This is a genomic window from Leptospira paudalimensis, assembly GCF_026151345.1.
In the GTDB taxonomy this organism is placed as follows: domain Bacteria; phylum Spirochaetota; class Leptospiria; order Leptospirales; family Leptospiraceae; genus Leptospira_A; species Leptospira_A paudalimensis.
The window spans coordinates 1,554,751-1,567,176 of the sequence record NZ_JAMQPR010000001.1; the positions used below are offsets into that span (position 1 = coordinate 1,554,751).

Annotated in this window: 11 protein-coding genes; 4 read left to right on the forward strand and 7 right to left on the reverse strand. The window is 37.2% G+C overall.

Annotated features, from left to right (window positions below):
* Positions 1 to 28 precede the first annotated feature (28 nt).
* Positions 29 to 250 (reverse strand): hypothetical protein, encoded by a 222-nt coding sequence (locus tag ND855_RS07260; protein WP_100728036.1) that lies wholly within the window; start codon positions 248 to 250, stop codon positions 29 to 31.
* Between the two features lie 79 nt (positions 251 to 329).
* Here ND855_RS07260 and ND855_RS07265 point away from each other — a divergent pair, with 79 nt between their 5' ends.
* The gene (locus ND855_RS07265) at positions 330 to 902 is read left to right on the forward strand and encodes a methyltransferase domain-containing protein (protein ID WP_265357792.1); all 573 of its coding nucleotides are present in this window, start codon (positions 330 to 332) and stop codon (positions 900 to 902) included.
* Positions 903 to 934: 32 nt separating this feature from the next.
* Here ND855_RS07265 and ND855_RS07270 read toward each other — a convergent pair whose 3' ends face one another.
* Positions 935 to 2,383 (reverse strand): APC family permease, encoded by a 1,449-nt coding sequence (locus ND855_RS07270; protein ID WP_265357793.1) that lies wholly within the window; start codon positions 2,381 to 2,383, stop codon positions 935 to 937.
* A 127-nt stretch (positions 2,384 to 2,510) separates the two neighbouring features.
* Here ND855_RS07270 and ND855_RS07275 point away from each other — a divergent pair, with 127 nt between their 5' ends.
* Positions 2,511 to 2,765 (forward strand): hypothetical protein, encoded by a 255-nt coding sequence (locus tag ND855_RS07275; RefSeq protein ID WP_265357794.1) that lies wholly within the window; start codon positions 2,511 to 2,513, stop codon positions 2,763 to 2,765.
* Positions 2,766 to 2,820: 55 nt separating this feature from the next.
* Here the strand turns inward: ND855_RS07275 and ND855_RS07280 are convergent, their stop codons facing one another.
* Together ND855_RS07280 and ND855_RS07285 are read right to left on the reverse strand one after the other, a co-directional pair.
* Positions 2,821 to 3,921: a hypothetical protein gene (locus ND855_RS07280; protein WP_265357795.1), complete on the reverse strand. Its 1,101-nt coding sequence runs from the start codon at positions 3,919 to 3,921 to the stop codon at positions 2,821 to 2,823.
* Between the two features lie 21 nt (positions 3,922 to 3,942).
* The gene (locus ND855_RS07285) at positions 3,943 to 5,613 is read right to left on the reverse strand and encodes an EAL domain-containing response regulator (protein WP_265357796.1); all 1,671 of its coding nucleotides are present in this window, start codon (positions 5,611 to 5,613) and stop codon (positions 3,943 to 3,945) included.
* Between the two features lie 145 nt (positions 5,614 to 5,758).
* Between ND855_RS07285 and ND855_RS07290 the strand changes: the two genes are divergently transcribed.
* Complete coding sequence (locus ND855_RS07290; protein ID WP_100728010.1) at positions 5,759 to 6,028, forward strand: RNA recognition motif domain-containing protein; 270 nt, start codon at positions 5,759 to 5,761, stop codon at positions 6,026 to 6,028.
* A gap of 41 nt (positions 6,029 to 6,069) precedes the next feature.
* Positions 6,070 to 8,652, forward strand: coding sequence for an aminopeptidase N (gene pepN / locus ND855_RS07295; RefSeq protein ID WP_265357797.1), 2,583 nt, complete (start codon positions 6,070 to 6,072; stop codon positions 8,650 to 8,652).
* On the opposite strand, the gene ND855_RS07300 is transcribed toward pepN, so the two are convergent.
* From ND855_RS07300 to ND855_RS07310, 3 genes are read right to left on the reverse strand one after another with little or no spacing between them, the layout of a single operon-like run.
* Positions 8,649 to 10,523: an AMP-dependent synthetase/ligase gene (locus tag ND855_RS07300; protein ID WP_265357798.1), complete on the reverse strand. Its 1,875-nt coding sequence runs from the start codon at positions 10,521 to 10,523 to the stop codon at positions 8,649 to 8,651. The two genes, pepN and ND855_RS07300, sit on opposite strands and share 4 nt — an antisense overlap.
* A 32-nt stretch (positions 10,524 to 10,555) precedes the next feature.
* Complete coding sequence (locus tag ND855_RS07305; RefSeq protein WP_265357799.1) at positions 10,556 to 12,037, reverse strand: tetratricopeptide repeat protein; 1,482 nt, start codon at positions 12,035 to 12,037, stop codon at positions 10,556 to 10,558.
* Positions 12,034 to 12,414 carry a YopX family protein gene (locus tag ND855_RS07310; protein ID WP_100728014.1) on the reverse strand — a complete coding sequence of 127 codons (381 nt, stop codon included), beginning with the start codon at positions 12,412 to 12,414 and terminating at the stop codon, positions 12,034 to 12,036. Before ND855_RS07310 ends, ND855_RS07305 begins: the two co-directional genes overlap by 4 nt.
* Between the last annotated feature and the right edge of the window lie 12 nt (positions 12,415 to 12,426).

The following is a 12,426-nucleotide window of genomic DNA, read 5'->3' on the forward strand; positions in this document are numbered from 1 at the left end:
CGTTGGATTAGACGGAAAATAGATATGTTTATAATTGTTTGATCAAGGTTTTCAAATCATTGATGAGGGAAAAAGGAACAGGTTTAATTTCTTCAGCGAGTTGGATTGTGTCTTGGATTGTCCTTGTGAGGACTTGTTTTTCTGCTTGGTAGGCTGCTTGGGGCAGTTTGGTTTTATTCTTTTTAAAGATCGAAACTTTCGTGTCTATGATTTCAATCATCTGGTTTAAATACTGTATTTTTTGATCCATAAGGAAAACTTGTAACACGGATCGGAAAAATGAGAAACCAATTTTTGAATTGGTACTTTCTTAGGATGTAGGGGATGTGATGACAGACGAGATTTGGGATTCTTTTTTACCAAATGAATACAAGGTCCTTTCTCCGTACCAGTGGACTCCTATCGAGATCATTCGGTTCACCTGGGAGTATCTAAAAACAGATTCGGTGACTTCCGTAATGGATTTAGGTTCTGGTGTGGGTAAATTCTGTTTGAACTTGGTCCAGTTTTCCAATCGAAGTTTCCCTGTGTATGGTGTCGAAGATCGTAAGGGATTAGTAGATGTTTCAGAAACGTTAAGGCAAAAAATGAAAATAACAGGTGTTACCTTTACTCATTCTGATTTTTTAGTTAATTTTCCTTATGGACATTCTCATTATTATGTTTTTAATCCTTTGTATGAAATGATGAAGGGACAACATTCGATTGATTTCAATAAAGAAAAGTCTGCCATGTTTTTTATCAAAAACTTACAAATTTTAAAGAATCATTTAAGCCATTGCAAAAAAGGTACAAAACTGATCACCTATCACGGATTTGGTGGAAGTGTTCTCCCTGGTTACAAAATTGTCAAACAAAAGAAGTTGGAATTCGGAGATTGGATGGTTTGGGAAAAAGAATAATCCATTTCCCAAAATTCATCGTTTCAATATTGCTAAATTGATTTTGCGTATTTTTTTCGGATATGTGGTTTTGCGACAAAAAGGTAGAATAAACCTGTTGTTACCACCACAAGAGATGTAAAAATCATTCCGTAATTGATGAACCAAGGTTCGTCTGGAGATCTTGGCCATACCATATTCGAAACAGCAGTGATTCCATAAACCAAGGCAAGCACGTTAATTCCATAACCATACTTTCCTAACGTAAAACTACCTTGTGGTTTCCATCCTTTGAACCTGGCATATAAAGCCCCAAACACAACCATTTGAAACGCCACATAGATTCCGCAAGATGCAAAACTGATGATGGTCGTGACTGTATCTTGTAACCAGTATCCTATGCTTGTGATGATGATGGGTATAATCCCAGTGACGATCAGAGCTTTTGTTGGAACTTTTCCTTTTTTAGAAAGATGGTTTAAATATTGGCTACCAAATATCATTCCATCTCTTGCAAATGAAAATAACAATCGACTCGCCGCGGCTTGTAAACTCAATAAACAGGATAAAAAGGAAATCATCACTACAACAATAACCAATCGATAACCAGTCATTCCCATAGCAGTTGTGAGTGTGGTGGTAACTGGATCAGAATCTTCTCCTGATATCGCTTTTTCCACATTGGGCAGTGCTAAAAGTAGGGCCAAACAAATGAAAATGGCAGCTCCACCACCAATGTAAATTGTCATACGCATGGATTTAGGAATCGCCGAACCTGCATTTGGTGTTTCTTCGGCTACATCTCCACATGCCTCAAATCCATAATAACAAAACATCGCGGCAACCGAAGAGGCAAGAAATGCTGGAAAATAATCGACTCCACTTCCGAAAGAAAACGTATTCCATAAAATTGAAATAGAATTTACTTTTGCAAAAAAAAGTAAATATCCCCCAACAAGGATAGCACCTACAAGTTCACAGAAAAAACCAAAAAAGGCAACCTGTGCTAATAATTTTGTTCCACTTAAATTGAGTAAGGTGGAGATTAGAATCATAACAATTGCAATCCAAATAAATCCAGTATTTCCCAGTTCCACTCCGAGAAGGTTACTTAGAAAAGGAGCACCACCAACGGCGACCGCTGCAACAGATGTAAACAATGCCCAAGCATAAACCCACGCGGCCATCCAAGCAAATTTATCACCAACAAGTCGCAGTGACCATGGGTAAATCCCCCCAGAGATTGGGTACTGGGATACCACTTCGCCAAAAACCAAACAAACTAAAAATTGACCGAGTCCAACAAGGAGATAGTTCCAAATCATGGGTGGTCCACCCGCCTGGATGGCTAGGGCAAATACGGAATATACACCTACAACGGGAGACAGATACGTAAAACCGAGAGAAAAGTTTTCCCAAAAACTCATACTCCGTTCAAATTCTGATTTTAATCCGAGGCTCTTTAATTGTTCGGCGTCTCGGTCTAAGGATGTTTGGTTCATTCCATTACCTTTTGTTTGGTCGTAATTGGTTTGGTTTTACTAGAGGGTCTCTTTTCTACAAACGATTTTGTTTTTCCATTGACGAAACGAGAATCGGAAGAATCATCTTTTACTTACGGTACATCGAATGAAAAAAAGTATACTCTTCCTATTAACATGTGTGTTTGCGCTTTCTTGTGCAAGTTCAGAATCAAAAGATGCTGGTTCCAATGAACCTGGTCTTATGGATAAATTGATCGAAAAGGCAAATTCCGAAGAAGGCCAAAAAGCCATTCAAATGGGAAAAGAAAAACTCCAAGACCCTGAAACACAAGAAAAGATCAAAGGGATGATGTCTAAGGACAAAAAGAAAAAAGACCCAACTGCCATTCCTGGCCAATAACGATTACAGTTTGGTTTAGGCTCCTGCGGGAACGAATTCCAGGGAGCCTTTCTTTTCAACCAAATCGTACTAGATCAGGATCATTCCCTGAGATTTCAAATATCTGTTTTAAAATCCAGTGTCTAACGTTCGTTATATCACCTGTCTCACAAAAATAAAACAAGGAAAAACTCACTAACTTTGTATCGTTCACCAAACAAAGTTTAGAATCAATTTGGATCAAATCTTCCCAATTTGAAAACGGATATTCCTTACCATACCACTCGATGGATGTTTTTGTGATGGAAATTTCCTTCGCGCGTTTTTGTTGGTAAAACACATATAAATAAGGAAAAAATCCTAAAACTAAATTTAGAAATAAAAATACCAGTTGTCCTATTGACGGAGGAAACATTTCCCAATGAGAAACAGATAGGGAAAAAAGATCACCGATTGCAAATTGTATGATGAGTGTTAGGGCAATGCTGACACATAACGCAACAAAAACTAAAATTCCTTGTTTATAATTCGATTTCAATGTGACCTTTTGGTTTTGTTTTACAACTGATAACATGGAATCTTTAGAAAATTGAATCTCTTGGTCCAAAATGATTTGAGGGATTTTTCGTTTGTGAATCGGCAAATCGAATTCAGAAGGTTGAATTGTGAGTCCATCGGAAGTGAGGATGGGTATATGTAAATGTTTACAGATCTTTTCCCCATCAAATCGTAATTTTGAATAGTTAGTTCCTTCAATGAGTTGGATTTTTTCCAAACCTACATTTCCTAAAACCGTGTAAACCGTGACGGTTCGGCTTCCATTTTTTGTTTTTACTGTATACGAATATTCAGAATAAGAAATGGAGTTAATACTTTGAAAAGGTAAGGTTTTGACTTCCTTTTTTCGTTCAAACCAATGGATGGTTTTTGTGGTTAAATCAAAAACAGTTTCTTTCGGTTTGGTAGTAATTGCCAAAAGAAAATGGGGGAGTGCAAAAAAAAGAATCATAAAGATCCCGACAATTCCAAAACTAAGAAAGTCAGTTTCCTCAAATTCGGTCATGGAAAATACAACCCCAATGACAATGAAAGTGAATAATTCAGAGACCACGAGTATGACTCGAACCAACTTTAAATTTGTCGATTTATGATCGTACCAACGTAATTCTTTTTCCATCGGTAAAAACTACCTAATCCTTTATAATTTGAGACTAGCAGGCTCTGGAATGGAAGCAGATGGTTTCATAAACAAATAACCTTGGGAATACTCTATTCCTAAGGACTCAACTAAATCTTGTATGGCGGGGCGATCTACAAATTCAGCAACAACTTTTGCGCCTATTCCTCGTGCTAAGTCAACAATACCTTGAACCAATAAATATGCTGTTTTGTTTTCAGGTAAGTTTTTGATAAACTTACCATCAATTTTTAAATAATCTGGGTTAAATTCCAATAGTCGAGCAAGGTTGGAATATTGTACCCCAAAATCATCGATCGCTATTTGGCAACCTATGGATTTTAAATCTTTGATTGTAGATAAACTATGTTTGTGTTCTGAAAAACTGATGTCTTCTAGGATCTCGAAGGTCACACGTGTTGGATTAATTTTATAATGGGAGAGTCTTGATTCTACCCATTTGCTAAAACTTTTATATTCTAATTCTGATTCGGTTAAATTAATCGAAAAATCATAAGGGAAATTGGAAAAGTATTGCATGGACTCATCAATCATTTGTAAGCCAATCATACGAATGCTTCCCGTGACTTTTGCTAATTTCAAAAATACATCTGGTGTTAAAATTGTATCTCTGTCTTTAATCCTTGCTAAACATTCAAATTTTCGTATTTCCTTTGTTTGGTTGTCCAAAATTCCTTGGAAAAAAGGCACAATCTGTTTATTGGAAATGGCAGAATGGATTTTTTGACTCAGTTGGAAGTTTTGTAAGTGGTGGTCTGTTGATAAATCTTCCGTATAGGAAACAAAATCCATTGAGTTTTGGATTTCTGCTTGGAAGAGGGCAAGTTTTGCTTTGTAATAACAATCTTCCTGTCCCGTAGCTGATGCATACCGACAGTCCAAATGGAATCCGACACCATCCAAATAAAATTCATCAGATTTGAGCATCATTCGGAAACTTCGAATTGTATCAACTAATGCTTGTTCGGAGAGATTCGAAAGAATGGCAATTTCATCCGAATACAAATGGAATACCTTATGTTCATTTTGCAAATGTACCGTGAGAAGTTGTAATAATTTGCGAAAAATCTTACGATACACTTCGATCCCAAAGGTTTTGATGATTGTTGGGAAGGTTACAATTTTGATAAGCAAAATCGATTGGTTTGTGTTGGAAATATTATTGCTTTTGAGTTCTTTTGCTAGAGATTCAAAATTAGGAAATTTTGTGTCACGGTGGAAATAGAGAGAATCAGCAAGTTCTTTGTTTTTTTCTTCCAAAGACTTTTCTTGGAAAAAAGCATCGATTGCCTGTTTGATGGTAAGTTCCAAATCATGTGCATCCCATGGTTTGGACAAATATCGGTACAAACAACCATGATTGAGTGCATTCCCTATGGCTTGCGCGGGAGCCTGACCCGTTAACATGATTTTTTTGGTACGGGGATGGGTTTTTTGCATTTCGATGAGAAATTCATCACCTTTTTGGCCTGGCATCACATGGTCGCAGATGACAACTGCTAAATCAGCCCCACTGCTATCTATTTCTTTCATGATTTCTTTGGCAGTTTCTGCACTTTCGGCAGTTTCTATGGTAAACCCTGAACCAAAGACTTTCTTTAGTTGTTCTTTCAGGTTCCAAAGGATAAAGAATTCATCATCAATGCATAAGATGTAAGGTTTTTCGTTCAAAGGGCACCCAGGAGAAGCGTTTTAAATGAATCCCAATCTTCCAGATTATGCAAGAATTATTTGCAGTTGACAAGTTCACGTCTTTGGTTCTAATTTAGCCGTTCCAAGGTACTTGGGGCATGCATTTCTTTTTAAGAGGACAGGAATGGTTTCAAATAAAATTTATGTAGGGAATTTAAAATTTTCCCTCAAGGAAGAGAATATCCGGCAAATTTTTTCAGTGTATGGAGTGATCCAAGATTTGAAAATGATACATGATCGAGAGACTGGCAATTTTAGAGGGTTTGCCTTTATCACTTATGCAAATCCAAGTGAGGCGGAGGAAGCAGTGGCACAAATGAATGGCCAACCTGTAGATGGTCGCAACCTAAAAGTTACGTTTGCCGAGGACAAAAGAAAAGAAAAACAGAACTAAAATTCACTTTTCTTACTAGTACTACCAAATAAAGAAGGAGGATGACCTCATCCTCTGCATCTCCTGTTCATAAAATAGAAGATTATTCTCCCTGCCTTTGGTTCACGCCAAAGGTCCATTTGCGGTTCGATTTGGACCCTCACCATACAGTTGTCAGAGCCGATTACGAGGTAAAGTCCAATGGGAATCAAATTTCTCCCTTATTTTTAAATGGGGAAAATTTGGAGTTTTTATCGCTACGTGTGAACGGAAGGGTTGTTGACCCCTCTGAATATAAAATCACAGATTTAGGTCTGGAACTCATGGAACCACCAAGTGAGGTTTTCCAACTCACGGTTGAGAACCGCATTTGCCCCAATCAGAATACAAGTTTAGAAGGGTTGTACCAATCCGGATCTATGTTGTGTACACAAAATGAACCAGAAGGCTTTCGTAAGATTGTTTATTCCGTTGATCGCCCAGACAATATGATGCAGTTTACGGTTACCATTGTTGGTGACCCGAGTTATTTTCCTGTTATGTTATCCAATGGAAATTTAAAAGAGGAACACCCACCAGTGAGTGGCAAAAGAGAAGTGGTATGGGAGGATCCATTCCCAAAACCAACATACTTATTTGCGCTAGTTGCAGGAGAATTAATCGAAACAAAAGACGAGTTTATCACAAAATCAGGAAGGAATGTCACACTCAAAATTTTTGTCGAAAAAGGAAATGAAGAAAAGGTAAGTTTTGCATTCGAATCCTTAAAACAGGCAATGAAGTGGGACGAGGATACCTTTGGACTAGAATATGATTTAGATTTATTTATGATTGTCGCCGTGGAAGACTTCAATATGGGAGCGATGGAAAATAAAGGTTTAAATCTTTTTAACGCAAAACTCGTACTCGCTGATAAAAAATCGGCAACAGATGAAACCTTTGAATCAATAATGGCAGTGATTGGCCATGAATACTTCCACAATTGGACAGGGAATCGTGTCACCTTACGGAACTGGTTCAATTTAACGTTAAAGGAAGGGCTTACTGTATTTCGTGACCAATGGTTTACGGAAGACATGACAGACCCTGCCGTCAAACGCATCAAAGACATTTTGTTTTTGAAGGAACACCAATTCCCTGAAGACCAAGGTCCTATGGCTCATCCCATCATTCCAAAATCATACACAGAAATGAATAATTTTTATACGGTGACAGTCTATGAAAAAGGGGCAGAAGTCATACGACTCGTTTCCCAAATCCTTGGAAGAGAAGGATTCAAAAAAGGCCTTCAGGATTATCTGACTCGTTTTGATGGCCAAGGTGTCACTTTTGAAGAGTTTATTTCCAGTATGGAAAGCGCACATGGAAAACCAATTCCTTATCTAAGGAACTGGTACCATCGGAGTGGAACTCCTATCTTACATGTTGAGGAGGAATTTGACCAAAGGAATCAAGATTGGGTATATACGATTAAAGATAAATCGGATACGAACCTACCTCTTGTGTTTGTCAATTCATACGCAGCGTTTGATTCTAATGGGACACTGATCACTGAAAACAAACGAATCCATGAAGGAACAGAAGATCAAATCAGAATCAAAACTCCAAATGGTTCCGAATCAAAACCAATTGTTTCTTTTTTTCGAGGGATGTCGAGTCCAGTTCTTTTAAAATCAGAAATGACAAAGGAAGAGATCCGGATTTTAGCAGAACATGAGCCAGACGGTGTCTCTCGGTTTTTTTCCTTTCAAAACCTTATTTTTTTATGGATGTCCGAGGCATTAAAGGATGGAAACAAAAAAGAGAACCTAACCGATGTTCTAGAAATCATTCAATCGAGTTTCAAAAAAGGTTGGGACAAAACATATTTTAGCTTTTATTTAACCTTTCCTTCATTGATGCAGTTTTGTGAACACCTTCAATTTTTTGATTACAAACAAGTGGAATCTCTTCGGAAATTTGCAATCAAAACCATCGCAGATACATTTACGAAAGAGTTCCAATCTTTGTATGAAGAAAATCGTAAAACAATTCCAAAACAATCCAAAGAAGAAATTGGAAAACGAAGGTTAAAAAATACTGCTCTTTATTATTTGTTACACCATCCGAAAGTTTCGTTTGAAAGCCTTGCCATTTCACAACAAAGAGAAGCAAAACATATGAGTGAAGAAATTTTTGCTCTTCGAAGTCTTATTGAAATTGGGTCCAAAGAAAAAGAGCAGGTGATTTCCCTTTTTTATGATAAGTGGAAACACGATGCGTTGGTATTGGATGTTTGGTTTGCTGCCCAGGTGGCCACTGGTGAAAACCATATTTCTGACTTGGAACGATTGGAAAAACACTCCAAATTCAATCTTAAAAATCCAAATAAGGTGAGATCCTTATTTTTTAGTTTTGCGAGAAATCCATTGTCCTTTCACGAAAGAGAAGGAAAGGGGTATGAAGTGATTGCAGAGCGAATCAAACAATTGAACGGAATTAACCCTCAAATTGCAGCAGGACTTACAAAGTTGTTTTCACAGAGTTCCAAACAAATTGGGGATTTACCAAAGATCGCCAAAAGAGAGTTAGAGGGAATCCAAAACCTCCCCCAAATATCAAAAGATTTAGGAGAGGTCGTAGGGAAAATCATCAAATCACTTTAGTTATACATTGATTTGATGAGATCTTTGTACTTGTCATGGATGATATTTCGTTTCATTTTGAAAAGGTTGGTGAGTTCATCGCCAACTTCCATCGCTTTTGGTAAAAAACGAAAATCAGAGAGTTTTTCAAATGATTTGAATCCATTTTCAGAAGAGATTTGTTTTTTAACAATGTTTTGGTAATACAACCTTACATCCTTATTTTGGTTGAGGTCTTCACCATCTTTCCATTGTAAACCGGCTTCCTTCATTCGGTCTTTATCAGGCCAAATCAGTGCTGTTAAGGATTTTTGGTCTTGGCCTACCACAATCACTTGGTTGATCATGGCATTTTCTAAAAGTAAATTTTCAATGGGAACAGGTTCTACGTTTTCACCACCAAGTAATACAATCGTGTCTTTCACTCTTCCTCGAACAGAAAGTGTATCATTGAAGGAAATAAATCCTAAGTCACCCGTATTCATCCAACCATCTACAATGGCTTTTTTTGTGGCTTCTTCATTTTTGTAATACCCCTTCATCACTTGAGGCCCTTTGATATGAATGACACCCATTTTTCCTTTGGGAACAGATTCCCCTTGTTCATTTACAATTCGGACAACGGTTCCATCTGGCCATTTTCCAACAGATCCTTGGACAACATGCCCAACAGACCTAACAGAGATAATGGGGGCACATTCTGTCATTCCGTAACCTTCATAAACAGGGATTCCGATGACATTAAAAAATTCGTCTACATGGGAAGGTAAGGCACCGCCACCAGAAATGGTTCCAATCAATTGGCCACCTAAAACATCTCTGATTTTTGAGAACACGAGTCCATCTAGAACTTTTGCTAGTAAAAATAAATTGAGCACATAACCAATGGAGACGGTAGTGTTTTTCATCCTTTCAAATGGAGACTCTTCTTTGGTAAGTAATTTGTTTCCTGCTAAATAATCTTGACCATCTTTGAATTTTTTACAGATATCATATGCAAAATCAAAAAGTTTCTTTTTGTTTTCTGGAGCCTTTTCCAATTTTTGTTTGATACCTAAGTATAAGTTTTCCCAAAGTCTAGGTGCGGACGCCATAAAACTTGGTTTGATTTTTTGGAAATCATCTCGTAGGTCTCTAATGTTTGTATACGCGATGGAAGCACCTTCCGCAATGATCGCATAATCAATGGCTCTTTCAAAGATATGCCATACTGGTAGTATGGAAAGTGTTCGGTCAGAGGACCTAAGGCCGACTCGAGGCGGAACCTTTACCACATTGTACACCATATTTTGGTGTGTTAACATCACACCCTTTGGCATTCCTGTTGTACCGGAAGTATAAATGATGGTAAATAAATCGTCAGGTTTTACTTGTTTGGATCGTAATTCTAACGAAGGAAGGTTTTTTCGAAGTGATTCTCCTTCTTTGACTAGAGAGGTTAAACTCATCGCAAAAGAATCTTTGGATACGAAGTTTGGATCTAAGATGATCACCTTTTCCACTTTTGTATTGGAAAAGATTGGTTTGAGCATGTCGTAAAGCTTTTCATGTTCTACAAAACAATACTTACTTTCGGAATGGCTTAAAATGTATTCGATTTCCTGTGCAGTGGAGTCGGATCCTCTTGGAACATTGACTGCTCCATTCAAAAGAGTGGCAATGTCTGCAATGGCCCACTCAGTTCTGTTATCTGCCATAAGACCGATACGATCTCCAGGTTGTAAGCCCATTTGTAAAATGGATAAGGCTAAATTTTCTGCTTCGTGAAAGATGTCGGAAAAAGTACGTCCTTTGAAATTTTTTGCATTGTCTTTTGCAAAGAACATCTCCTTGGAACCATAGGTTCTTTTGGCATAATAAAATACATCATTCAGCGTTGTGAAATTTTTCATGAATCAAATCTATCTCCGTAGGGACTAAACTCTCACGGCTTTCGTACTTTATTCAAGTAATATTTTGATCGGTAGGTCTTACCACTTGGAGAATCCAAAAAATTGAGAAAAAGTGGGTCTCCTTCTAATTTTTGGAAGAGGTCTAAATCGAGGTAAAGAGCTTGGTCTAACCAAAGTTTTCCTTCACTTTCACGTTTGGTTGCGTAAGAAGCTCTCGCTAATTTGTAATACACGATGGGTAAAAATACCTTTTCTCCACCTAAAATCTGTGCTCGTTTTAAATTGGTATAAGCCTCATCAAAATTGCCTAAACTCAATTCACAGGATCCTCTATAATAAAAAAGGAAAAATCTTGGATAAGCCATAAGCCTTCTTGGATTAAGTTTTTCCAGACTCGTCAAACAAGCTTTAGGTTCCTTTGACATCAAATAAGCATATGCCAAGTTGAGTGAAATTTCAGGACTAATTTCGCCATGAACCTTACGGTAAATATCGGCCGTTTTTTTATAACTTTCCTTCGCAGAAGAATAATCATTTAATACATAAAGATAATAATAAGATTTGTAAAGAAGGACATCCAAAGAATCGGATTCACAAACGCGGTAGGAAAAAAATTCATCCAATGTTTTTGTAAAAGAATGAAATTCCCTTTCATTGTATTCAATGTTTGCGATTTTTCTCAGTAAGGAACAAGTACGAAGGGTTCCATTGGGAACTTCCTTTTTGTATTCGGCTAGAGACTTTCGATAAAACTTAAGAGCCTCCTTCCATTTTTCTTGTGATTCTAGTTGTGTGGCTTCTCTTTCTTCTTTTTCACCTACACCTTCACAATAGGTTTCTTTATTGTTTTCAAAATAACAGATTCTTTCCTTATATCCATTTTCATTGGCATCATACTCAATTCTAACAAGTTTACAATTTTGGTAGTACCACCATTCATCTATACCTCCAAAATCATTTTTGTCTTTTGTGATTTCTTTGGGACAACCATTACTTGCATAATAGGTAAAACTATCCTTTTTACCATTTTTGGTTTCATCTTCTTCGGTCAGATACAGTTGTCCACTTTGGTTAAAATGATCATACCGGTAGGGGAAAAATTCGTTTTCGTTTAGGAAAAAATGAATTTTTAAAAGAGAACTAGCATTTTTCCACCCTGAGAAACATGTGAAACTTGTTTTACCACTTAAAAAATTTTGGGAAAGATCTCCATACAAATCGTTTAGGTGGGAACGTATGTCTTCTTTGAGCCTTGGATAAGGGTAGCTTGAGTGGTATTTTTCGATGTACTTTTGGCAAAACCAAAATACTTCATGATTAAAGGTTTCTTTGTGAATGAAGGATGGACTTTGGTTGGCAAAACCAAACCGAAATCGTTTGGGACTATCATCTTCTAGTTCAAACGTTTCTTTTGATTTTTGAATGGCATCCCAGTAACCCTCTAAAAGCGGATTTGCATTGAGAGGGATTATCAATAGGAAAAGAAACGTGACAAAGTTTCGGAAATAGATCAAGATTTACTTTTCAAATACAAATCGTACAAAATCGGATTTTCATAAGGATTTCCCACTTTACGGATGGAAAATAATTGTAGGAGCGGAGGTCCGTTTTCTAAATAAAATGCACCGTGTTCGTGATTGTATCGTATAATTCCTGTATGTTGGGTAAGGTTTCCACCTTTGGCAACTGTATGTTCAATGATATCCTCTTCGTACAATTCTTTGTCATACTTATCTTTTAAGCCAGTGAAACAATTAATCACATAATTATCTTCGTTTGGAATGGGTTGGCCAAACTTAAGTAGTTTTCCATCTAAGGTTAAAGAAAATCCTTTTTGGGTGAATTCTTTCTCTTGTTTGTCCCATACTCGGAATCGAATTGTGAATGCCATAACAGGAACCAA